Origin of the sequence: Micromonospora sp. HUAS YX12 (genome assembly GCF_040215685.1) — a bacterium.
Classification (GTDB): Bacteria; Actinomycetota; Actinomycetes; order Mycobacteriales; family Micromonosporaceae; genus Micromonospora; species Micromonospora tulbaghiae.
Map to the genome: position 1 here is coordinate 5,772,312 of NZ_CP157974.1, position 22,618 is coordinate 5,794,929.

Sequence of the window (22,618 nt, forward strand, 5' to 3'; positions counted from 1 at the left end):
ACTGACGACATCGAGTGTCGGCCCGACGTGCTCTGGCACCCGCCGCGCCGCGTCCCGCGCGGGGAAACCGCGCGGCTGGGCATGACGGGCGATGCTATCACCGCCCGCTACTCGATTGCCGGACCAGGTGTGCGGCAAACCCCAGCTCACGACCGTACGCGAGGGTCCGCGTGCGCACTGTCACACCCGCCTGCATTCGTCAGAACAGCGTGAGCGGATCGACCTGGAGCCGTACCGGGTCGGCCGCCTTGCGGGCGCTGCGCTGCCCGGCGGCGGCGTGCAGCGCCTCGGCCATCGCGGCGGCCCGGGACCGGGGCACGCGTACCAGCATCCGCTCCCGGCCCTCCTCGGCCGGCACCGGGCCGAGCACCTCGGCGTCGCCCGGCAGGCGGGCGCCGGCGAGCAGGTCGGCCACCGCCTCGGCCGCGCCGGTGACGCTCGCCATCCGCACCGCCGGCGGGAAGCCCAGTTCCCGCCGCTCGGCCAGTTCCCGCGCGGCGAACCAGGCGGAGTCCCAGCGCAGCAACGCCTGTACCGGGGCCAGCGCGCCGTCGGCGACCACCACCACCCGGCCGCCGGCCGTACCGGGCCGGGCCAGGGCCGCGGCGGCCATCCACCGCCGCAGCGCCTCCTCGCCGGCCCGCAGGTCGGCCCGGGTCAGCAGCGCCCACGAGTCGAGCAGCAGCACCGCGCCGTAGCCGCCCTCGGCGACCGGCTCGGCGCCCGGGGTGGCGATCACCAGTCCGGCCCCGCCCGGCACGCTCGCCAGCACCTCCTCCCGCCCCGAGGTCCGCACCGGCACGCCGGGGAACGCCCGGCCCAGCTCCTCGGCGGTCCGCCGGGCGCCGGTCACCGAGGCGCGCAGCCGCCGCCCGCCGCACTCCGGGCAGGCGTACGCGGCGGCCACCCGGCCGCACCAGCGGCAGGCGGGCGTGCCCTGCGCCGAGGGCAGCGCCAGCGGCCCGGCGCAGTGCGGGCAGCGGGCCGGGGCGCGGCAGTCGGCGCAGGCCACCGACGGCACGTACCCCCGGCGCGGCACCTGCACCAGCACCGGCAGGTCCGCGCGCAGCGCGTCCCGGGCGGTGGTCCAGGCCAGGCTCGGCAGCCGCGCCGAGGCCGCGCCGGGATCGCGGGCCAGTTGCGGGTCGTCGCCGGTGGGGGCCATGGCCGGGGTACGCGCGCGCACCACCGCCCGGTCGGCCACCACCTCGCGCGCCCAGCCGGTCTCCACCAGCAACTGCGCCTCGGCGGTACGCGCGTAGCCGCCGACCAGGGCGGCGATGTCGCCGAGCTGCGCCCGGGTGAGCAGCACGTCCCGGGCGTGCGGGTAGGGCGCGCGCGGTTCGGCGTGCAGGTCGTCGCCGTCGTCCCAGACGGCCACCAGGCCGAGCCGCCGCACCGGGGCGAACATCGCGGCCCGGGTGCCGATGACCACGTCCACCTCGCCCGTCCGGGCGGTGAGGAAGGCCCGGTAGCGGCGCGCCGGGCCGTCGGCGGCGGTGAGCCGGACGTGCCGTCCCGCGCCGAGCACGGCGGTCAGGGCGGCGTCGAGGCGGTCCAGGTCACGGGCGTCGGCCACCACGACCACGGCGCCCCGGCCACCGGCCACCGTGGCGGCGGCCGCGTCGGCGTACCGCTCGGCCCAGTCCTCCCCCGGCAGCGCCGACCAGACCGCGCGGGCGGGCCGGCCGTCGGTGAGCGCGCGCAGCAGCGCCGGCCCGGCCGGGTAGTCCCGCCAGCCGCGCGGATCCACCTCCGCCCGGCCACCCACCCGGGCACCCGGCTGGGCGTCCGCGTCGGCGGCCTCGGGCGGTACGCCCGCGGGCGCGGTGCTCCCGTCGGGCGCGGTGCCGCCGGCGGGGCCGCCGTCGGGCGCGGGCGCGTCGGTGGGTGACGCGGCCGCGGCGGTGACGGCCTTCTCGGCGCGGGCGTGCCGGGGCGGCACGGCCAGCCGGAGCACGTCGGCGAGGCTGCCGGCGTACCTGTCGGCGACCGCGCGGGCCAGGCGGGCCACCTCCGGGGACAGCACCGGCACCGGGGACACGACCTTCTCCAGGTACGCCAGCTTCGGGTGCTCGGACGACTCGGCGCGCTCCAGCAGCCAGCCGTCGACGAGCTGCCCGGCGAACCGCACCTTCACCCGTACCCCCGGCCGGGCGTCGGCGTCGAGCGCCTCCGGCACCAGGTAGTCGAACGGGCGGTCGAGGTGGGGCAGCGGCACGTCCACGCAGACGCGCGCGACCGGCGACCCCTGTGCGGGTCGCCGGTCGCGGCGCGTGGTGGCGGTCAGGCTCCCGCGGCCGACTTGAGGTCGGCGGCCCGGTCGGTGCCCTCCCAGGTCAGCTCCGGCAGCTCCCGGCCGAAGTGGCCGTACGCGGCGGTCTGCTGGTAGATCGGGCGCAGCAGGTGCAGATCCCGGATGATGGCGGCCGGACGCAGGTCGAACACCTCGGCCACGGCCTTCTCGATCGAGGCGACCGGCACGGTCTCGGTGCCGAACGTCTCGATGAACAGGCTCACCGGGTGCGCCTTGCCGATCGCGTACGCGACCTGCGCCTCGCACCGCTCGGCCAGCCCGGCGGCGACCACGTTCTTGGCCACCCAGCGCATCGCGTACGCGGCCGACCGGTCGACCTTCGACGGGTCCTTGCCGGAGAACGCGCCGCCGCCGTGCCGGGCGTACCCGCCGTACGTGTCCACGATGATCTTCCGACCGGTCAGGCCGGCGTCACCCATCGGGCCGCCGATCTCGAACCGCCCGGTCGGGTTCACCAGCAGCCGGTAGCCCTCGGTCTCCAGACCGAGGCCCTCCAGCTCCGGGGCGATGACGTGGTCCCGGATGTCCGGGGTGAGCAGCGACTCCAGCGAGATGTCCGCCGCGTGCTGGCTGGACACGACGACGGTGTCGAGCCGGACCGGGCGCAGCCCGTCGTACTCGATGGTGACCTGGGTCTTGCCGTCCGGCCGCAGGTACGGGATCGTGCCGTCCTTGCGGACCGCGGCGAGCCGGCGGGCCAGCCGGTGCGCCAGCGCGATCGGCAGCGGCATCAGCTCGGGCGTCTCGGAGCAGGCGAAGCCGAACATCATGCCCTGGTCACCGGCGCCCTGCGCGTCCAGCGCGCTCTCCGACCCACCGGTACGCAGCTCGAACGCGTTGTCGACACCCTGGGCGATGTCCGGCGACTGCGCGCCGATGGACACGCTGACGCCGCAGGACGCCCCGTCGAAGCCCTTCTTCGACGAGTCGTAGCCGATGCCGAGGATGGTCTCGCGGACGATGGTCGGGATGTCGGCGTACGCCTTGGTGGTCACCTCGCCGGCCACGTGCACCTGACCGGTGGTGATCAACGTTTCCACCGCGACCCGGCTGTGCGGGTCCTGGGCGAGCAGCGCGTCGAGAATGCCGTCACTGATCTGGTCGGCGATCTTGTCCGGGTGGCCCTCCGTGACCGATTCGGACGTGAAGAGACGTGTCACGGCACTCCTAAGCATGTGAAGACTTTTAAAGGTCGCTCGGCGGCAGTTTAGTCACCATCGTTCCGCCGCGACCCGATGAACGCGGGGCGACCAACCGTCAGGAACGCGACGGCAACCGCTGACAGACGAGGTCCCAGACGGCGTCGGCCAGGGCCTCCTTGGGTTGCTCGGGTAACCGGTGCACGGCGCCGTCGGCGCCGATCACGGTGGCCGCGTTGGTGTCGGCGCCGAAGACCTTGTCCGCGCCGACCTCGTTGACCACGATCATGTCGGCCCCCTTGCGGGCCAGCTTGGCCCGGCCGTTGGCCTCCGCGTCGTCGGTCTCCGCGGCGAAGATCACCAGCACCTGTCCGGGCCGGCGCCGCCGCCCCAGCTCGACGGCGATGTCCGGGTTGGTGACCAGCTCGATGGTCGGCGCGACGCCGTCGTCGGACTTCTTGATCTTCCCGCTGGCGTAGCTGGCCGGCCGGAAGTCGGCGGGTGCGGCGGCCATCACCACGGCGTCCGCGCCGGCGGCCGCCGCGAGCGTGGCGTCGCGCAACTCCTCGGTGGTGCCCACCCGGACCAGGTCCACCCCGGCCGGGTCGGGCAGCGCCACGTTGGCCGCGACGAGCGTGACCCGGGCGCCCCGGGCCACGGCGGCGCGGGCGAACGCGTACCCCTGCTTGCCGGACGACCGGTTGCCCAGGAACCGGACCGGGTCCAGCGGCTCGCGGGTGCCCCCGGCGGTGACGACCACGTGCCGCCCGGCCAGGTCGGCCTCGGCCTCGGCGCCGCGGGCCAGTGCCCGGCGGGCCACCGCGAAGATCTCCGCCGGGTCGGGCAGCCGGCCCTTGCCGGTGTCCCGCCCGGTGAGCCGGCCCACGGCCGGCTCGATCACGCGCACGCCCCGCGAGCGCAGCGTGGCCACGTTCGCGACGGTCGCCGGGTGCTCCCACATCTCGGTGTGCATGGCCGGGGCCAGCAGCACCGGGCAGCGCGCGGTCAGCAGCGTGTTGGTGAGCAGGTCGTCGGCGAGGCCGTGGGCGGCCTTGGCGAGCAGGTCGGCGGTGGCCGGGGCGACCACGACCAGGTCGGCGTGCTGCCCGAGCCGCACGTGCGGCACCTCGTGCACGTCGGACCAGACGTCGTCGGCGACCGGCCGGCCGGACAGGGCCGCCCAGGTCGGCGCCCCGACGAAGCGGAGCGCCGAGGCGGTCGGCACCACCCGGACCCGGTGACCCGACTCGGTGAAGAGCCGGAGCAGCTCACACGCCTTGTAGGCGGCGATGCCGCCGCCGACCCCGAGGACGATCTCGGCGGGCATCGGCGCGGGCGCGGTTACGGCTGGTCGGTCGGCTCGGCGGTGAGCAGGCCCGCGTTGATCTCGCGCATGGCGATGGAGAGCGGCTTCTCCTGCGGGGTGGTCTCCACCAGCGGGCCGACGTACTCCAGGAGGCCCTCACCGAGCTGGCTGTAGTAGGCGTTGACCTGACGGGCGCGCTTGGCGGCGAAGATGACCAGCGCGTACTTCGAGGTGGTCTTCTCGAGCAGCTCGTCGATCGGCGGGTTGGTGATGCCCTCGGGGTTGGTGGCGATGGATCCCACGAATTAAACCTCTGCGTCTCGTGCGCCGCCCGCGGGCGGTCGGGCCGGAGCCAGGAAGGACGAACCGAGCAATCCTACCAGCTCCGCCGCGGCGCGCTCGGTGTGGTCGTGTGCCACGGCGTGGGCGAAGACGGCCGCCACGTCCGGGTCGGCCCGGTACGCCGGCGGCGCGAGCAGCACCAGCCGGGCGCCGGGCACCGCCGCCCGTACCGCCAGCGCGCCGGCCAGGTCCAGCGGCAGCAGCACCGGCCGTCCCTCGGCGAGCCGCGCCCGCACCCCGGCCCGGGGCACCCCCCGGCGGTACGGCCCGATCCGGCACCACTCCAGCAGCTCCCCCGCGGCGATCAGCCGGTCGAAGCCGGGGGCGTCGAGGAAGACGCGGTCGACGCCGTCGCGCTCGTCCGGACGGGGTGGGCGGGTGGTGGCGACCACCGGCACCCAGACAGACGCAAGGCGCGCCCGGACCGCCTCGACGACACTGCTCCGGCCGGCCCCGGAGGGACCGGACAGGACAGTGAGCCGAGCCGCCGAGCGCGCCTCGTCATCCGTGCTCACCGCTTGTTTCTACACGGCGGGCCGTTCAGTTGGCGGCGAACTCTCCGAGCAGAGCCTTGCGCTGCTGCTCGCCGAGGCCGCGCAGGCGACGGCTGTCGGCGATCTTGAGCTTCTCCATGATCTGGGTGGCCCGGATCTTGCCGATGCCCGGCATCGCCTGGAGCACGGCCGAAACCTTCAGCTTGCCCACGACGTCGTCGGACTCGGCCCGCTCGAGGACGGTGGCGAGGGTGGTCTTGCCCTGCTTGAGCTGCTCCTTCAGCTCAGCGCGGGCCTTGCGGATCTCCGCGGCCTTCTCCAGCGCGGCAGCGCGCTGCTCGGGGGTCAGTGACGGGAGCGGCACCAGTTCTCCTCAGGTCCCTAGTACGGCGGGCTGAGCGCCCCACCGCATCTGTGAAACGTGGTGTCGCTGGCAACCAAAGGGGTCCGTGGTTCCCAGCGCGGGGAAAACTAGCGGTCAACGGAGATTTCGGCAACGTGGACGCGCGATGATCAACCTAAAGTGACCGAGCCGTCAGTCAGTCCGCCGCGCCCAGTGCGGCCCGGCAGTCGGCCAGCACCCGCTCGGTGGCGGCCCGCAGGTCGGCCGGGTCGGGGCCCGCGCCGAGCACCTCCCGGGAGTACGAGGGAAGCACCGACGGCAGCGCGGCGCCGAACACGGTACGCAACCCGGCAGGCGTCCCGCCCTGCGCGCCCAGCCCCGGCGCGAGCAGCGGACCGTTGACCGAGTCCAGATCGTGACCCGTCTCACCGACTGTCGCGCCGACCACCAGGCCGACGCTGCCCAGCGGCTCCGCACCCCGGTTGAGCTGGGAAATCTCGTCGATCACGGTCTGCGCGACGGTGCGCCCGTCGGCGCCCACGGCGCGCTGCACGGAGGCGCCCTCCGGGTTGGAGGTGAGCGCCAGGACGAAGACCCCGCCACCGTGCTCGGCGGCGGTGGAGAACATCGGGGCGAGCGAACCTACTCCCAGGTAAGGGCTCGCGGTGACCGCATCGACATACAGAGGGCTGGATGGATCGAGGTACGCCGAGGCGTACGCGGCGACGGTCGAGCCGATGTCACCACGCTTGACGTCAAGCAGAGTGAGCGCTCCGAAATCTCGCAACTGTCGGATAGTTGACTCAAGCACACCGACACCCCGGGCGCCGAAGCGCTCGAAGAACGCCGACTGCGGCTTGACCACGGCGACCCGGTCACCGATCGCCTCCACCACGGTGGCGCAGAACCGCTCCAGGCCCGCCACGTCGTCGGACAGGCCCCAGGCGGTCAGCAACCCGGGGTGCGGGTCGATCCCGACGCAGAGCGGCCCTCGTTCCGCCACGGCCCGGTGCAGGCGGGCGCCGAACGTCTCCATCGCGTCTCTCCCTCTCCCGGCGGCTCCCGGCCGCCTGGCGTGTCCGGCGACGGGCCTCCCGTCGCGCCCTGTCGAACTCGGCCGGGCTCAGCCGGCCTTGACCGCCGCGGCCACTCCGGCCGCGATCCGTGCCACGTCCGCGGCGTCGCAGACGTACGGCGGCATCGTGTAGACGAGATCCCGGAACGGGCGCAGCCACACCCCCTCGGCCACCGCGGCGGCGGTCGCCCGGGGCAGGTCCACCTCGTGGTCGAGCTGCACCACCCCGATCGCGCCGAGCACGCGTACGTCGGCCACGCCGGGCGCGTCCCGCAACGGCGCCAGACCGGCCCGCAGGCCCTCGGCGACGCCCGCCACCCGTCCCGCCCAGTCCCCGGCCCGCAGCAGGTCCAGGGAGGCGTTGGCGACGGCGCAGGCGAGCGGGTTGCCCATGAACGTCGGCCCGTGCGCCAGCACCCCGCCGGCGGAGACGGCCCGCGCCACCTCGGGCGTGCACAGCGCCGCGGCGAGCGTCAGGTACCCGCCGGTGAGCGCCTTGCCGACGCAGAGCACGTCCGGGGTGACGGCGGCGTGCTCGGCGGCGAACATCCGGCCGGTCCGGCCGAAGCCGGTGGCGATCTCGTCGAACACCAGCAGGATGCCGTGCCTGCGGGTCACCTCGCGCAGCACGCGCAGGTACTGCGGGTGGTGGAACCGCATCCCGCCGGCGCCCTGGACCACCGGCTCCACGATCACCGCGGCCAGCTCGTCGGCGTGCCGCTCCACCGCTTCCACCAGCGCCGCCTCGTACGCCGGGTCCGGTGCCGCGTCGAAGCCGGGCGGCGGCACCGGCGCGAACACCTGCCGGGGCAGCACGTCGCCCCAGAGGTGGTGCATGCCGCCCTCCGGGTCGCAGACGCTCATCGGGTGGAACGTGTCGCCGTGGTAGCCGCCCCGCCAGGTGCCCAGCCGGCGGCGCTGCGGGCGTCCCAGCGCCCGCTGGTACTGCAGGCACATCTTCACCGCGACCTCGACGCTGACCGAGCCGGAGTCGGCCAGGAAGACGTGTTCCAGGCCGTCCGGGGTCAGCTCGACGAGCGTGCGGGCCAGGCGTACGGCGGGCTCGTGGGTGAGCCCGCCGAACATCACGTGGCTCATCCGCCCGAGCTGGTCGGTCACCGCGGCGTCGAGCACCGGGTGCCGGTAGCCGTGGATCGCCGCCCACCACGACGACATGCCGTCGACCAGCTCCCGCCCGTCGGCGAGCCGCAGCCGCACCCCTTCCGCGCTGTCGACGACGTACGGCGCGCCGGCGGAAGGCATGGCGGTATACGGATGCCACACGTGCCGCCGGTCGGCCTCCAGAATCTCCTCAGGCGTCACGTCTCCTCCTCCTCCGCCGCCCCGCACCCCTCCCCCGCTCCCCGCTCTCCCTCGCTGATCTTGCAGTTGCCGCCCCCGCCACGCCCGGAACGCGGTGGTATGCCGGGGCCGGAAGTGCAAGATCGCGCAGGGGTCGGGGTCGGGGTCGGGGTCGGGGTCGGGGTCGGGGTCAGGGTCGGGTGGTCCGGGTTATGGCTCGTGTCAGGGCGGGGCCCCGGTAGATGAAGCCGGTGTAGAGCTGGAGCAGGGCGGCGCCGGCGTCGAACATGCGGGTGGCGTCGTCCGGGTGGAGGATGCCGCCCACGCCGATCACCGGCAGCCGGCCGCCGGTCTCCCGGTGCACGAAGGCGACCATCTCCCGGGCCCGGGCGGTCAGCGGCCGGCCGGACAACCCGCCGGCCTCGGCGGCACGCTCCCGGTCGGCCGGGGCGAGCCCGTCACGGGCGAGCGTGGTGTTGGTGGCGATGACCCCGGCCGCGCCCCGGTCGAGGCAGACCTCCAGCAGCTCGGCCACGGCCGGCTCGCTCAGGTCCGGGGCGATCTTCACCAGTACCGGCTTCTCCCCCACCAGCGCGGCGAGCAACGCGTCCAGATGGGACCGGTCCTGAAGCGACCGCAGCCCCGGGGTGTTCGGTGAGGACACGTTCACCGCGAAGTAGTCGCCGTGCTCCTTGAGCGCCCGGTAGGAGGCGAGGTAGTCCTCGACCGCCTCGTCCAGCGGGGTCACCTTGGACTTGCCGAGCGAGATGCCCAGCGGCACGCCGAGCGGGCGCGGCAACGCGGCCAGCCGGTCCGCGAGCGCCGCCGCGCCCGCGTTGTTGAAGCCCATCCGGTTGATCACCGCTTCGCTGTCGCGCAGCCGGAACAGCCGGGGCCGGGGGTTGCCCGGCTGGGCGTGCGCGGTCACGGTGCCGACCTCGACGAAGCCGAAGCCCAGCGCAGGCCAGGCCGGCAACGCGAGTCCGTTCTTGTCCATGCCGGCCGCCAGCCCGACCGGGTTGGGGAAGCGCACCCCGAACACGGTGCGCGGCGCCGGCCGGAAGTACGCCGCCCGCAGCGCGGCGAGGACCGCCGGCCGACGCGACACCGCGGCCAGCCGCTCCAGCGTCCACTCGTGCGCCCCCTCCGCGTCCCCGCCCGCGAGCGAGAACAGCCGGGGCCGCACCACCTTTTCGAAGATCACGCCCCGGCCCCCCGCCCGGCCCGCCCGGCCTGACCGTTGATCATGAAGTTGGCGGCGATGTGGATCTCCATATCCGCCGCCAACCTCATGATCGGCGCGTGGAGGCGCGGGGTCACTCGCCCGCCCGGAGGGCGGCGTGGAGATCCTGCAGCGGGCGGACCTTCAGGTCGCCGTTGATGCGGGCCTCGATGCCCATGACGGCGGCGGCGGCGCCGGGGACGGTGGTGACGCAGGGGATGTCCGCGGTCACCGCCGCGCTGCGGATCTCGTACCCGTCGGAACGGGCGCTCGCCCCGGAGCCCTGCGGCGTGTTCACCACCAGCGCCACGTCCCCGCCGAGGATCAGCGAGACCGCGTCCGCGCCCTCGCCCGACTCGTAGTGTTTGCGGATCTGCTCGCAGGCGATGCCGTGCCGGCGCAGCACCTCGGCCGTGCCGGTGGTGGCCACGATCTCGAAGCCCAGGTCGGCCAGGCGCTTGATCGGGAAGATCATGCCCCGCTTGTCCCGGTTGGCGACCGAGACGAAGATCTTCCCGGCGGTCGGCAGCGACCCGTACGCGGCGGCCTGCGACTTGGCGAACGCCTGGCCGAAGCCGGTGTCGATGCCCATCACCTCGCCGGTGGACTTCATCTCCGGGCCGAGCAGCACGTCGATGCCCTTGCCGGACGGGGTGCGGAACCGCTTGAACGGCAGCACCGCCTCCTTGACCGCGATCGGCGCGTCGGCCGGCATGGTGCCGCCGTCCCCGGTGGGCGGCAGCATCCCCTCGGCGCGCAGCTGCGCGATGGTGGCGCCGAGCGCGATCCGGGCCGCCGCCTTGGCCAGCGGCACCGCCGTGGCCTTCGAGACGAACGGTACGGTCCGGGAGGCGCGCGGGTTGGCCTCCAGCACGTAGAGCATGTCGCCCTGCAACGCGTACTGGACGTTGAGCAGGCCGCGCACCCCGATGCCGCGGGCGATCTGCTCGGTGTAGTGCCGCACCTGGGCCAGGTGCGAGCCGGCCAGGGTGATCGGCGGCAGCGCGCAGGACGAGTCGCCGGAGTGGATGCCGGCCTCCTCGATGTGCTCCATCACGCCGCCCAGGTAGACGTCGCCGCCGGCGTCCACGAGGGCGTCCACGTCGATCTCGATGGCGTCGTCCAGGAACCGGTCCACGAGCACCGGACGGTCCGGCGAGATGGCGGTGGCCCGGCCGATGTAGTCGCGCAGCGTGGCGTCGTCGTACACGATCTCCATGCCGCGCCCGCCGAGCACGTACGAGGGGCGGACCAGCACCGGGTACCCGATCTCGTCGGCGATCGCCTTCGCCTCGTCGTACGAGGTGGCCATGCCGTGCGCGGGCGCGCGCAGCCCGGCCCGGGCCAGCACCGCGCCGAACGCGCCGCGCTCCTCGGCCAGGTGGATCGACTCCGGGGAGGTGCCCACGATCGGCACCCCGGCGTTCTTGAGCCGCTGCGCCAGGCCGAGCGGGGTCTGCCCGCCGAGCTGCACGACCACCCCGATCACGCCGGGGCCGCCCGCCTCCTTGCCGGAGGTGTCCTCGGCGTGCCAGACCTCCAGCACGTCCTCGAACGTCAGCGGCTCGAAGTAGAGCCGGTCGGCGGTGTCGTAGTCGGTGGAGACGGTCTCCGGGTTGCAGTTGACCATGACCGTCTCGTAGTCCACGCCCCGGAGAGCCTGGACCGCGTGCACGCACGAGTAGTCGAACTCGATGCCCTGCCCGATCCGGTTCGGCCCGGAGCCCAGGATGAGCACCTTCGGCCGGGCCGAGGGCGCCACCTCGGTCTCCGAGTCGTACGTCGAGTAGTGGTACGGCGTGGTCGCCTCGAACTCGGCCGCGCAGGTGTCCACCGTCTTGTAGACCGGCCGGACGCCGAGCCGGTGCCGCAGCGTGCGTACGCCGTCCTCGGCGGCCAGCTCGGGACGCAGCGCGGCGAGCTGCCGGTCGGACAGGCCGGCCCGCTTGGCCCGGCGCAGCAGGCCGGCGTCGAGCACCGGCGCGTCCACGATCTCGGCGCGCAGCTCGACCAGCGAGGCGATCTGGTCCAGGAACCACGGGTCGATGCCGCCGGACGCCTCGGACACCTCGGCGATCGACGCGCCGAGGCGCAGCGCCCGCTCGACCGTGTAGAGCCGGCCGTCGTGCGGCGTCCGCAGCGCCGCCAGGGTGTTCTCCTTGGTGGCGCCGTCGGGGTCCGGCACGGTCCAGAAACCGGACGCCTTGGTTTCCATCGAGCGCATCGCCTTGTTCAGCGCCTCGGTGAAGTTGCGGCCCAGGCTCATCGCCTCGCCCACCGACTTCATCGTGGTGGTCAGCTCCGGGTCCGCGCCGGGGAACTTCTCGAACGCGAACCGGGGGATCTTCACCACCACGTAGTCGAGCGTCGGCTCGAACGCGGCCGGCGTCTTCAGCGTGATGTCGTTCGGGATCTCGTCGAGCGTGTAACCGATGGCCAGCTTCGCGGCGATCTTCGCGATCGGGAAGCCGGTGGCCTTCGACGCCAGCGCCGAGGAGCGCGACACGCGCGGGTTCATCTCGATCACGACGATCCGGCCGTCGGCCGGGTTCACCGCGAACTGGATGTTGCAGCCGCCGGTGTCCACACCGACCTCGCGCAGCACCGCGATGCCGAGGTCACGCAGCCGCTGGTACTCCCGGTCGGTGAGCGTCATCGACGGGGCGACGGTGACGCTGTCGCCGGTGTGCACGCCCATCGGGTCGACGTTCTCGATCGAGCAGACCACCACCACGTTGTCGTGGCGGTCGCGCATCAGTTCGAGCTCGTACTCCTTCCAGCCGAGCACGCTCTCCTCGATGAGCACCTCGTGCACCGGGCTGGCCGCCAGGCCCGCGCCGGCGATGCGCTCCAGGTCCTCGTCGGTGTGCGCCATGCCGGAACCGAGGCCGCCCATGGTGAACGACGGCCGGATGACCACCGGCAGGCCCAGCTCGGCGACCGTCTCGCGGACCTCGTCCATCGAGTGGCAGACCCGCGAACGGGGCACCAGCGCGGACGGATCCGCCAGGCCCAGCCGTACGCCGGCCTTCGCGACGATCTCCTTGAACAGCTGCCGGTCCTCGCCCCGGTTGATCGCCTCGATGTTCGCGCCGATCAGCTCGACGCCGTACTTCTCCAGCACACCGGCCTCGTGCAGGGCGACGGCGGTGTTCAGCGCGGTCTGCCCGCCGAGCGTCGGCAGCAGCGCGTCGGGGCGCTCCTTGGCGATGACCAGCTCGACGAACTCCGGCGTGATCGGCTCGACGTACGTGGCGTCGGCGAACTCCGGGTCCGTCATGATCGTCGCCGGGTTGGAGTTGACCAGGCTGACCCGGATCCCCTCGCTGCGCAGCACCCGGCAGGCCTGGGTGCCGGAGTAGTCGAACTCGCAGGCCTGTCCGATCACGATCGGCCCGGAGCCGATCACCAGGACGTGCTTGAGGTCGGTCCGCTTAGGCATTGTCGCGCCCCTCAGTCTGCTTCCGGTCGAGGCCGCCGCCTTCGATCAACTCGGCGAAGCGGTCGAAGAGGTAGTCCGCGTCGTGCGGGCCGGCCGCCGCCTCCGGGTGGTACTGGACGGTGAAGGCGGGCACGTCCACGGCCCGCAGCCCCTCGACCACGTTGTCATTGAGGCAGACGTGTGACACCTGGACACCGCCGAACTCGGTCTGGATCACCTGATCCGGCACCACCGCGCCGTCCCCGGCACCCGGCACCTGCACCGCGAAGCCGTGGTTGTGGCTGGTCACCTCGACCTTGCCGGTGGCCCGGTCGAGCACCGGCTGGTTGATGCCGCGGTGGCCGTACCCGAGCTTGTAGGTGCCGAAGCCGAGCGCCCGGCCGAGGATCTGGCTGCCGAAGCAGATGCCGAACAGCGGGATCCGCCGGGTCAGCACCTCCCGGGCCAGCGCCACCGGGCCGTCGGCGGTCGCCGGGTCGCCCGGGCCGGGCGAGAAGAAGACCGCGTCCGCGCCGGTGGCGAGCAGATCCTCGATCGTCGACCCGGCGGGCAGCACATGGGTGGTGACGCCGCGGGCGGCGAGCCGCCGCGGCACGTTGCGCTTGATGCCCAGGTCCACCGCGGCCACCGTGAACCGGTGCTCGCCCTGCGCCTCGACGACGTACGGCTTGGCGGTGGTCACCTCGTCGGACAGGTTCGCGCCGACCATCTGCGGCGAGCGGCGCACCCGCTCCAGCAGGGCGGCCGGGTCGTCCTCGACGCTGGAGATGCCGACCCGCATCGCGCCGCGCTCGCGCAGGTGCCGGGTCAGCGCCCGGGTGTCCACCCCGCTGATGCCGACGACGCCCTCGGCGGCGAGCCGGTCCTCCAGGCCGCCGCCGGCCCGCCAGTTGGAGCTGATCCGGGCCGGGTCGCGCACCACGTATCCGGCCACCCAGATCCGGTCGGACTCGTCGTCCTCGGCGTTGACGCCGGTGTTGCCGATGTGCGGCGCGGTCTGCACCACCACCTGCCGGTGGTACGAGGGGTCGGTGAGCGTCTCCTGGTAGCCGGTCATGCCGGTGTTGAAGACGGCCTCGCCGAAGGTCTCCCCGACGCTGCCGTACGCCTCGCCGTGGAACGTGCGCCCGTCCTCCAGGACGAGGATCGCGGGCCTACGCCTATTGCTCACTGTGCCGGCCTTTCGTTCGCGACTGCGGGACTCCGCTTCGCTACGTTCCTCGCGCTCACCTGACAGCCTTTCCGTCCAGAACCGTCGGCTCGCCGCGCAGGAAGGTCGCCACGATGCGACCCGGCAGCGTCATGCGGGCGTACGGGGTGTTGCGACTACGGCTGGCCAGCTCCGCCGGTTCGATGACGCGGCGGGCGGCCGGATCGACCAGGGTCAGGTTGGCCGGTACGCCGGGCGCCGGGTCGAGGCCGTGCCCGGCCAGCCCGGCGATCCGGGCCGGTGTGCGGGACATCCGCTCGGCGATCAGATCCCAGCGGGGGCCGAACACGTCGAGCGCGATCGACAGCGCCGTCTCCAGGCCGAGCATGCCCGGCCGGGCGTACGCCCACTCGCACTCCTTGTCCTCCACGGCGTGCGGCGCGTGGTCGGTGGCGATGATGTCGATCACGCCCTCGGCCAGTGCCTCCCGCAGCGCGGCGATGTCGGCGGCGGTACGCAGCGGCGGATTGACCTTGAAGACCGGGTCGTAGCTCTCCGCCTTGGCGTCGGTCAGCAGCAGGTGGTGCGGCGTCACCTCGGCGGTGACCCGTACCCCGCGCGCCTTGGCCTGCCGCAGCACCTCGACGCTGCCGGCGGTGGAGACGTGGCAGACGTGCAGCCGGCTGCCGACGTGCTCGGCCAGCAGCACGTCCCGGGCGATGATCGCCTCCTCGGCGACGGCCGGCCAGCCGGTCAGGCCGAGGCGGGTGGACACCTCGCCCTCGTGCATCTGCGCGCCCTCGGTCAGCCGGGGCTCCTCGGCGTGCTGGGCGATCACGCCGTCGAACGCCTTGACGTACTCCAGCGCCCGGCGCATCAGCCGCGGGTCCGACACGCAGTGCCCGTCGTCGGAGAAGATCCGCACCCCGGCCGCCGAGTCGGCCATCGCGCCCAGCTCGGCCAGGCGCTCGCCGGCCAGCCCGACCGTGACCGCCCCGATCGGCTGCACGTCGACCAGGCCGGCCTCCCGGCCGAGGCGCCAGACCTGCTCCACCACTCCCGCGGTGTCCGCGACCGGGGAGGTGTTCGCCATCGCGCACACCGCCGTGTAGCCGCCGAGTGCCGCCGCCCGGGAACCGGACTCGACCGTCTCGGCGTCCTCCCGGCCGGGCTCGCGCAGGTGGGTGTGCAGGTCGACCAGGCCGGGCAGCGCGACCAGGCCGGTCGCGTCGATGACAGTGGCGTCGCCCGCGGCGAGCCCGCGGCCCGTCCCGGCCACCACGCCGTCGCGGATGAGCAGGTCGGTCGGCTCGCCGCCGACGATGCTGACGCCTGTGATGAGGTACGCGGTCACCGGTTGTTCCCTCCGAGCAGCAGGTAGAGCACGGCCATCCGCACGGAGACCCCGTTGGCGACCTGTTCGACGATGGTGGAGCGGGGCGAGTCGGCCACCTCGGGCGTGATCTCCATGCCCCGGTTCATCGGGCCGGGGTGCATGACGATCGCGTGTTCGGGCAGCCGGCGCATGCGCGGGCCGTCGAGCCCGTAGCGGCGGGCGTACTCGCGGGCCGACGGGAAGTAGGAGTCACCCATCCGCTCGCGCTGCACCCGCAGCATCATCACCACGTCCACATCTGGGAGAACGGTGTCGAGGTCGTAACAGACGTCGGTGCCGGGTGCCAGGGCGGCGGCGATGTCGACCGGGATGAGCGTGGGCGGGCCGACCAGGGTGACCTTCGCGCCGAGCGTGGACAGCAGCAGCACGTTGGAGCGGGCCACCCGGGAGTGCAGCACGTCGCCGACGACCGCCACGTGCAGGCCGTCGAGGCGGCCCAGCCGGGACCGCATCGTGTACGCGTCGAGCAGCGCCTGGGTCGGGTGCTCGTGGGTGCCGTCACCGGCGTTGACCACCGATCCGTCCACCCACTCGGCGAGCCGGTGCGGTGCGCCGGAGGCGGGGTGCCGGACGACCACCGCGTCCGCGCCCATCGCCTGGAGCGTGAGCGCGGTGTCCTTCAGGCTCTCCCCCTTGGCCACGCTGGAACCCTTGGCGGAGAAGTTGATCACGTCGGCGCTGAGCCGCTTGGCGGCCGCCTCGAACGAGATCCGGGTGCGGGTGGAGTCCTCGTAGAAGAGGTTGACCACGGTGCGCCCGCGCAGCGCGGGCAGCTTCTTGACCTCGCGACCGGCCACCGTCGCCATCTCCGCGGCGGTGTCCAGGACCAGGGTGGCGGTGCCGGCGTCCAGGTCGGCGCCGGAGAGCAGGTGCCGGATCATGCGGGTGTACCCCCGTACAACTTGACCTCGTCTGTGCCGTCGGTCTCGGCGAGGGTGACCTTGACGTTCTCGGCCAGCGCGGTGGGGATGTTCTTGCCGACGTAGTCGGCGCGGATCGGCAGCTGGCGGTGGCCGCGGTCGACCAGGACCGCGAGCTGCACGGAGGCCGGCCGGCCGACGTCGCTGAGCGCGTCCAGCGCGGCCCGCACGGTGCGGCCGGAGAACAGCACGTCGTCGACGAGGATCACCCGCTTGCCGTCGATCCCGCCGGTGGGCAGGTCGGTCGGGCCGACCGCGCGGGTGGCGTGCCGGCGCAGGTCGTCGCGGTAGAGCGTGATGTCGAGCACGCCGACCGGGACTGTGACGTCCTCGAAGGTGCTGATCCGGGCCGCGAGGCGGTGGGCCAGCGGCACGCCCCGGGTGGGGATGCCGAGCAGCACGGTGTCGGCGGCGCCCTGGGTCTTCTCCAGGATCTGGTGGGCGATGCGGTCGACCACCCGCGACACGTCCGCTGCGGCGAGGATCACCTTCACCGAGGGTTGTCGCGGCGGCGACGAGTGGGCAGCCGGTGGGTAGGCCACGGCGGACCTCCTTCCCCGCCTCACGGGACGGGTCGTTAAAGGACGTCTGGTCGGCTCCGGCAGGCCCGCGCGGGGCCCGGACCGGGGCTTCACGCCACGTTACCAGCGGTCACCGGGCCGCCCGCCGCCGGTCCTGACCTGCTGGTCAGCCCGGAGAAATAGGGACAAGCCACACGTGGGTGCCGGACCCGGTGCACGGCAACACTTGACCACATGTCGCAATCCCCGTACCGTCACGCTCCGTAGCGATAGCTCGGGGAACCCGAACAGCACTGGGAGTGTCCGAATGCCCTCTGAATACGCCAAGTCGCTGGGCGCCCGCCTGCGCTCCATCCGCCAGCAGCAGGGCCTGTCCCTGCAGGGGGTGGAGGAGAAGTCGAACGGGCGGTGGAAGGCCGTGGTGGTCGGCTCGTACGAGCGCGGCGACCGCGCCGTCACCGTGTCCCGCCTGGCGGAGCTGGCCGACTTCTACCGCGTTCCCGTCTCGGAGCTGCTGCCCGACGGCAGCGGGGTGCGGCACGAGCCCACCAGCAAGATCGTCCTGGACCTGGAGCGGCTCTACGACGAGGCCTCCGAGGATCTCGCGTACGTGGCCCGCTACGCGCGCGCCATCCAGCAGCAGCGCGGCGACTACAACGGCCGGGTGCTCTCGATCCGCGCCGACGACCTGCGCGCCCTCGCGATCGTCTACGACGCCTCGCCGTCGGGCCTGATCGAGCGGCTGACCGAGCACGGCGTGCTGGTCGCCGACCCGCGGGCGTTCTTCGCGTCCTGACACCCCCGTACGACGACAAGGGCCCGTGCCGGCTGGCACGGGCCCTTCGTCGTTGCGGCGCGTCAGCGCGTGGCGTACTCGGCGATCCGGCCGAGGATGCCGTTGAGGAACCGGGGCGAGTCGTCGGTCGACATCTGCCGGGCCAGCTCCACGGCCTCGCTGATCGCCACCGCGTCGTCGATCTCGTCGACGTAGAGCAGCTCGTACACGGCGATCCGGGCCAGGTTGCGGTCGACCACGGGCATCCGCTCCAGCGTCCACCCCTCGGCGTAGCTGGCGATCGTCTCGTCGATCCGGTCGAGGTGCGCCGCCACGCCCTCGACCAGCCCGACCGCGTAGCCGAGGTGGGCGGGGCGCGGCTGCTCGATCCGTTCCAGGTAACCGGCGAGCACCTCGACCGGCGGGCGGTCCCGCAGGTCGGCCTCGAAGAGCACATCCAGCGCCCGCTTGCGCGCCTTGCGGCGCGCCGGCATCTGCTGCTTGGGGCCCTCGGCCATCAGGCTCGGCCGAGGTAACGGCCGTCGCGGGTGTCGACCTTGATCTTCTCACCGGTGGTGATGAACAGCGGCACCTGCACGGTGGCGCCGGTCTCGACGGTGGCCGGCTTGTTGCCGCCGGTCGACCGGTCGCCCTGCAGGCCCGGCTCGGTGTAGGTGACCTCGAGCACGACCGAGGTCGGCAGCTCGATGTACAGCGGCACGCTCTCGTGGGTGGCGACGGTCGCCTCGGCCTCGGGGAGGAGGTAGTTGGCGGCCTCGCCGACGGTGCCGCCGGGGACGGTGATCTGGTCGAACGTCTCCAGATCCATGAAGACGTAGTCCTCGCCGTCGGCGTAGAGGTATTGCATGGTGCGCTTGTCGACGGTCGCGGTCTCGACCTTGGTGCCCGCGTTGAAGGTCTTGTCGACCACCTTGCCGGACAGCACGTTCTTCAGCGTGGTGCGCACGAAGGCACCACCCTTACCGGGCTTGACGTGCTGGAACTCGACGACGGCCCACAGCTCGCCGTCCAGGTTGAGTACCAGGCCGTTCTTCAGGTCGTTGGTGGTGGCCATTTCCTGCCTTGATCATCAATTGGCGGACAGACCGTGCAAGTCTACTCGCCCTGTCGAATCGGACTCGCACGCTGAGCCAGGTGGTGCAGGGCCAGCCGGTAGCCGTCCACGCCCAGGCCGCAGATCACCCCGGTGGCCACCGCGGAGACCACCGAGTGGTGCCGGAACTCCTCCCGGGCGTGGATGTTGGAGATGTGCACCTCGACCAGCGGGCCGCGCAGCATCGCGCAGGCGTCCCGCACCGCGATCGAGTAGTGCGACCAGGCGGCCGGGTTGAGCACCACCGCTGCCGCTTCGTCGGCCGCCTCGTGCAGCCAGGCGAGCATCTCGTGCTCGGCGTCGGTCTGCCGGACCACCACGTCCAGGCCCAGCTCCCGGCCGTGCCGCTCGCAGTCGGCCACGAGCTGGGCGTAGCTGGTCACCCCGTACACGTCGACCTGGCGGGTGCCGAGCCGGCCCAGGTTCGGCCCGTTCAGCACGTACACCCTCACGAGCTGATCTCCTCGTACGCGGCGGCGAGCAGGTCGTCCGGCGGCGCCTCCAGGATCGCCGGGCGAGCGAGCCCGTCGAGCACCACGAACCGCAGCCGGCTGCCCCGGGCCTTCTTGTCCACCCGCATCGCGGCCAGCAGGTCCGGCCAGGCGTCGGCCCGGTAGCCGGTGGGCAGGTCGAGCGCGGTCAGCACCCGGCGGTGCCGCTCGGCGTCGGCCGCGTCGAGCCGGCCGGCGAGCCGGGCCAGCGTGGCCGCGTAGACCAGGCCGACCGCCACGGCGTGACCGTGCCGCCAGCGGTAGCCCTCCACCTTCTCGATCGCGTGCGCCAGCGTGTGCCCGTAGTTGAGCACCTCGCGTACCCCGGATTCGCGCAGGTCCCCGGCGACCACGTCGGCCTTCACGCGGACCGCGCGCTCGACCAGTTCCCGCAGCACCGGCCCGGCCGGGTCCAGCGCGGCGGCCGGATCCCGCTCGACCAGGTCGAGGATGACCGGGTCGGCGATGAACCCGCACTTGACCACCTCGGCCATCCCGGCCGCCAGGTCGGCCGGGGGCAGGCTGTCCAGCGTCGCCAGGTCGGCCAGCACACCGGCCGGCGGGTGGAACGCGCCGACCAGGTTCTTGCCGGCGGCCGTGTTGATGCCGGTCTTCCCGCCCACGGCGGCGTCGACCATGCCGAGCAGCGACGTCGCGACCGGCACCCAGCGCACGCCGCGCAGCCACGTGGCCGCGACGAACCCGGCCAGGTCGGTGACCGCGCCGCCGCCCACCCCGACCACCGCGTCGGTACGGGTGAACCCGGCGTCGCCGAGCCGGTCCCAGCAGGCCGCGGCCACGTCAACGTGCTTGCCCGCCTCCGCGTCCGGCACCTCGATCAGCAGCGGCGTCACGCCGCCCTCGCGGACGCCGTCGGCGAGCCGGTCGGCGAGCGCCTTGAGCGGCGGCGCGTGCAGGAAGGCCACCCGCTCGGCGCCGGGCAGCAGCCGGGGCGGCGGGTCCAGCAGGTCACGTCCCACCAGCACGTCGTACGGCCGCTCGCCGCCGACCGGGATCCGGGTCACCTCGTCCATCGCGGGCAGCCTAGTCCAGCGCACCGCCCTCGCGCGGCGACTGTCCACTGGCTGGGTGTTTGTCCGGCCACGCAGCGGGTAGGGCGGGCGGAATGAGCGAGACGACAGAGCACGCGACCCGGCCGGAATCGGCCACGAGCATCCGGCTGCCCGCCACGATCCTCGGCGTCGGGCTCGGCGGCTTCGTCGACGGCATCGTCCTGCACCAGGTGCTCCAGTGGCACCACCTGCTCAGCAGCACCGGCAGCGACCGCATCGGCGTCCGGGAGTACCCGGTGGACACGGTGCCCGGGTTGCAGATGAACACGCTCTGGGACGGCCTGTTCCACGTGGTCACCTGGGTGGCGGTGCTGACCGGGCTGGCCCTGCTCTACGCCCGGGTCACACACTCCCGGGGCCGGCTGTGGCGCTCGCCGATGCTCTGGGGCTGGGCGCTGATCGGCTGGGGCCTGTTCAACCTGGTCGAGGGCGTCATCGACCACCATCTGCTCGGCATCCACCACGTCCGCAGCGGCCCGCACCAGCTCTGGTGGGATCTCGGTTTCCTCGCCCTCGGCGTGGTGCTGATCGCGGTCGGCTGGGCGATCCAGCGCCGCGCCCGCGCCGTGGACCTCTGCGCGCCGGAGCGCCGGTGACAGTGGCCCATGCCGGGCACGCCGCCGGTGGCTTCCCGGTAACCGCGCTGATCCCGGTGGCGCTGTTCTGGGCGTACCTGGCCGCCGCGCTACGGCTGCGCGACCCCGCCGGGCCGGGCTGGCCGCACGCCCGCACGGCGAGCTTCGGGCTGGGCGCGCTGCTGCTGACGGCCGGGCTGCTGTGGCCGGCCGGGGACTTCGTCGGGCACATGTGGCAGCACCTGCTGATCGGCATGCTGGCGCCGCTGGCGCTGGTGCTCGGCGCCCCGGTCACGCTGCTGCTGCGCACGCTGGACCGGCGTACCGGCCGGAGGCTGGTCCACCTGCTGCGGCATCCGGTCGCGCGGGTGCTCGGCCATCCGGTGACCGGCCTGCTGCTCACCGCGGGCGGGCTCTGGCTGCTCTACCTCACCCCGCTGTACCGGGCCAGCCTGGACAGCCCGGTCCTGCACACGCTGGTGAACCTGCACTTCCTGCTCAGCGGCTGCCTGTTCGCCTGGTCGATCGCCGGCCCGGATCCGGGGCCGCACCGCCCGCGCGTACCGGTGCGGCTGGTGCTGATCGGGGTCGGCGTGGCCGCGCACGCCACCATCGCCCAGCTGCTCTACGCCGGGCTGTTCGTGGACGTGCCGGCCACCGCCGCCGAACTGCGGGCCGGAGCCACGCTCATGTACTACCTCGGCGACCTGGCCGAGATCGCGCTGGCGCTGGCGCTGCTCGCCACCTGGCGACCGGAGCGGAGCCCTCGCCGCCGGGCCGGACGCCGGGCGACCGGGGCCGCTGCGGCCAACGCCTGACCGGCCCACCCCGCGCCGGCACCGGCCGGCCCTGGCCGGCACGCCACCTCACCCACCCACGGCGTTCCACCCACCCGCGGCATCCGCGCCGACTGGAACACCACGGGTGCCACAACGCCCACCAGACACCCACGGCGTTCCACCCACCCACGTCATCCACGCCGACTGGAACGCCACGGGTGCCACGACGCCCACGAGACACCCACGGCGTTCCACCGGGGGAGCCGGGAGCCGGAACGCGACGTGGCGGGTGTCAGGGCTTGAGCAGCGCGGCGATCTCCGCGGCCAGCTCCTGCGGCGTACGCCCGTCGGTGACCACAGTCGCGGTCGCCACCTCGGCGTAGAGCGGGCGGCGCTGGTCCATCAGGTGCTTGAGCGTGGCGCGCGGGTTCAGCGCGAGCAGCGGCCGGCCGGCGCCGAGACCGACCCGCTTGAGCGCGTCGGGCAGCTCCACCGACAGGTGCACCACCGTGTGGCCGATCAGCGCGGCCCGGTTCTCCTCGGCCAGGACCGCGCCGCCGCCGAGCGCGAGCACGCCCGCGTGCGACGCGAGCGCCGCCGCCACGGCAGCCCGTTCGAGGGTACGGAAGTGCTCCTCCCCCTCGTCCACGAAGATCTCCGGGATCGGCTTGCCGGCGAGGTTCTCGATGTCGGCGTCGGTGTCCCGGAAGCCGACGCCGAGCGCCTCGGCGAGCGCCGTGCCGACAGTGGTCTTGCCGGAGCCGGGCGCCCCGACCAGCACGCAGACCGGCCGGGTGCTCATCGTTGCCACCTTTCGTTCGCGACTGCGGGACTCCGCTGCG

Annotated in this window: 22 protein-coding genes; 3 read left to right on the forward strand and 19 right to left on the reverse strand. The window is 73.5% G+C overall.

Going from position 1 to position 22,618, the window contains the following annotated elements:
- Window positions 1-199 precede the first annotated feature (199 nt).
- The 14 genes from ABIH81_RS27420 to pyrR form a co-directional block, all read right to left on the reverse strand.
- Window positions 200-2,227 (reverse strand): primosomal protein N', encoded by a 2,028-nt coding sequence (locus tag ABIH81_RS27420; protein ID WP_349877792.1) that lies wholly within the window; start codon window positions 2,225-2,227, stop codon window positions 200-202.
- Between the two features lie 59 nt (window positions 2,228-2,286).
- Entirely contained in the window at window positions 2,287-3,477 is a 1,191-nt protein-coding gene (gene metK / locus ABIH81_RS27425) for a methionine adenosyltransferase (protein ID WP_013285519.1), read from the reverse strand.
- Between the two features lie 97 nt (window positions 3,478-3,574).
- Window positions 3,575-4,783 carry a bifunctional phosphopantothenoylcysteine decarboxylase/phosphopantothenate--cysteine ligase CoaBC gene (gene coaBC, locus ABIH81_RS27430; protein WP_349877793.1) on the reverse strand — a complete coding sequence of 403 codons (1,209 nt, stop codon included), beginning with the start codon at window positions 4,781-4,783 and terminating at the stop codon, window positions 3,575-3,577.
- A 14-nt stretch (window positions 4,784-4,797) separates the two neighbouring features.
- Window positions 4,798-5,064 carry a DNA-directed RNA polymerase subunit omega gene (rpoZ, locus tag ABIH81_RS27435; protein ID WP_013285517.1) on the reverse strand — a complete coding sequence of 89 codons (267 nt, stop codon included), beginning with the start codon at window positions 5,062-5,064 and terminating at the stop codon, window positions 4,798-4,800.
- 3 nt (window positions 5,065-5,067) lie between these two features.
- The gene (locus ABIH81_RS27440; protein WP_349877794.1) at window positions 5,068-5,619 is read right to left on the reverse strand and encodes a guanylate kinase; all 552 of its coding nucleotides are present in this window, start codon (window positions 5,617-5,619) and stop codon (window positions 5,068-5,070) included.
- A gap of 25 nt (window positions 5,620-5,644) precedes the next feature.
- Window positions 5,645-5,962 (reverse strand): integration host factor, actinobacterial type, encoded by a 318-nt coding sequence (gene mihF, locus ABIH81_RS27445; protein WP_013285515.1) that lies wholly within the window; start codon window positions 5,960-5,962, stop codon window positions 5,645-5,647.
- A gap of 175 nt (window positions 5,963-6,137) precedes the next feature.
- Window positions 6,138-6,977 (reverse strand): orotidine-5'-phosphate decarboxylase, encoded by an 840-nt coding sequence (pyrF, locus tag ABIH81_RS27450; protein WP_349877795.1) that lies wholly within the window; start codon window positions 6,975-6,977, stop codon window positions 6,138-6,140.
- 87 nt (window positions 6,978-7,064) lie between these two features.
- Window positions 7,065-8,339: an adenosylmethionine--8-amino-7-oxononanoate transaminase gene (locus tag ABIH81_RS27455; RefSeq protein ID WP_349877796.1), complete on the reverse strand. Its 1,275-nt coding sequence runs from the start codon at window positions 8,337-8,339 to the stop codon at window positions 7,065-7,067.
- A gap of 169 nt (window positions 8,340-8,508) precedes the next feature.
- On the reverse strand, window positions 8,509-9,522 hold the full coding sequence (locus ABIH81_RS27460) for a quinone-dependent dihydroorotate dehydrogenase (protein WP_349877797.1): 1,014 nt from the start codon (window positions 9,520-9,522) through the stop codon (window positions 8,509-8,511).
- 112 nt (window positions 9,523-9,634) lie between these two features.
- On the reverse strand, window positions 9,635-12,982 hold the full coding sequence (gene carB, locus ABIH81_RS27465; RefSeq protein ID WP_349877798.1) for a carbamoyl-phosphate synthase large subunit: 3,348 nt from the start codon (window positions 12,980-12,982) through the stop codon (window positions 9,635-9,637).
- A complete protein-coding gene (gene carA, locus ABIH81_RS27470) occupies window positions 12,975-14,153 on the reverse strand; it encodes a glutamine-hydrolyzing carbamoyl-phosphate synthase small subunit (protein ID WP_349877799.1) in 1,179 nt (392 codons plus the stop codon). Before carA ends, carB begins: the two co-directional genes overlap by 8 nt.
- A gap of 55 nt (window positions 14,154-14,208) precedes the next feature.
- The gene (locus ABIH81_RS27475) at window positions 14,209-15,486 is read right to left on the reverse strand and encodes a dihydroorotase (protein ID WP_349877800.1); all 1,278 of its coding nucleotides are present in this window, start codon (window positions 15,484-15,486) and stop codon (window positions 14,209-14,211) included.
- Window positions 15,483-16,409 carry an aspartate carbamoyltransferase catalytic subunit gene (locus ABIH81_RS27480; protein WP_349877801.1) on the reverse strand — a complete coding sequence of 309 codons (927 nt, stop codon included), beginning with the start codon at window positions 16,407-16,409 and terminating at the stop codon, window positions 15,483-15,485. Before ABIH81_RS27480 ends, ABIH81_RS27475 begins: the two co-directional genes overlap by 4 nt.
- Window positions 16,406-16,990, reverse strand: a complete 585-nt coding sequence (pyrR, locus tag ABIH81_RS27485) for a bifunctional pyr operon transcriptional regulator/uracil phosphoribosyltransferase PyrR (RefSeq protein WP_349877802.1) — start codon at window positions 16,988-16,990, stop codon at window positions 16,406-16,408. Before pyrR ends, ABIH81_RS27480 begins: the two co-directional genes overlap by 4 nt.
- A gap of 286 nt (window positions 16,991-17,276) precedes the next feature.
- Between pyrR and ABIH81_RS27490 the strand changes: the two genes are divergently transcribed.
- Window positions 17,277-17,765 (forward strand): helix-turn-helix domain-containing protein, encoded by a 489-nt coding sequence (locus ABIH81_RS27490; protein WP_013285505.1) that lies wholly within the window; start codon window positions 17,277-17,279, stop codon window positions 17,763-17,765.
- A gap of 62 nt (window positions 17,766-17,827) precedes the next feature.
- On the opposite strand, the gene nusB is transcribed toward ABIH81_RS27490, so the two are convergent.
- Genes nusB through aroB form a run of 4 tightly spaced genes read right to left on the reverse strand, consistent with a single transcriptional unit; the run spans window position 17,828 to window position 20,383 of the window.
- Window positions 17,828-18,238 carry a transcription antitermination factor NusB gene (nusB, locus tag ABIH81_RS27495; RefSeq protein ID WP_349881216.1) on the reverse strand — a complete coding sequence of 137 codons (411 nt, stop codon included), beginning with the start codon at window positions 18,236-18,238 and terminating at the stop codon, window positions 17,828-17,830.
- Between the two features lie 23 nt (window positions 18,239-18,261).
- Window positions 18,262-18,819 carry an elongation factor P gene (gene efp, locus ABIH81_RS27500; RefSeq protein WP_013285503.1) on the reverse strand — a complete coding sequence of 186 codons (558 nt, stop codon included), beginning with the start codon at window positions 18,817-18,819 and terminating at the stop codon, window positions 18,262-18,264.
- A gap of 41 nt (window positions 18,820-18,860) precedes the next feature.
- Complete coding sequence (aroQ, locus tag ABIH81_RS27505; protein WP_349877803.1) at window positions 18,861-19,310, reverse strand: type II 3-dehydroquinate dehydratase; 450 nt, start codon at window positions 19,308-19,310, stop codon at window positions 18,861-18,863.
- Window positions 19,307-20,383: a 3-dehydroquinate synthase gene (gene aroB, locus ABIH81_RS27510; RefSeq protein ID WP_349877804.1), complete on the reverse strand. Its 1,077-nt coding sequence runs from the start codon at window positions 20,381-20,383 to the stop codon at window positions 19,307-19,309. The genes aroQ and aroB overlap by 4 nt, the downstream gene beginning before the upstream one ends.
- A gap of 92 nt (window positions 20,384-20,475) precedes the next feature.
- Here aroB and ABIH81_RS27515 point away from each other — a divergent pair, with 92 nt between their 5' ends.
- A complete protein-coding gene (locus ABIH81_RS27515; protein ID WP_349877805.1) occupies window positions 20,476-21,018 on the forward strand; it encodes a DUF2243 domain-containing protein in 543 nt (180 codons plus the stop codon).
- The gene (locus ABIH81_RS27520; RefSeq protein ID WP_349877806.1) at window positions 21,015-21,815 is read left to right on the forward strand and encodes a cytochrome c oxidase assembly protein; all 801 of its coding nucleotides are present in this window, start codon (window positions 21,015-21,017) and stop codon (window positions 21,813-21,815) included. Before ABIH81_RS27515 ends, ABIH81_RS27520 begins: the two co-directional genes overlap by 4 nt.
- A gap of 253 nt (window positions 21,816-22,068) precedes the next feature.
- Here ABIH81_RS27520 and ABIH81_RS27525 read toward each other — a convergent pair whose 3' ends face one another.
- Window positions 22,069-22,578: a shikimate kinase gene (locus ABIH81_RS27525; RefSeq protein ID WP_091424298.1), complete on the reverse strand. Its 510-nt coding sequence runs from the start codon at window positions 22,576-22,578 to the stop codon at window positions 22,069-22,071.
- Between the last annotated feature and the right edge of the window lie 40 nt (window positions 22,579-22,618).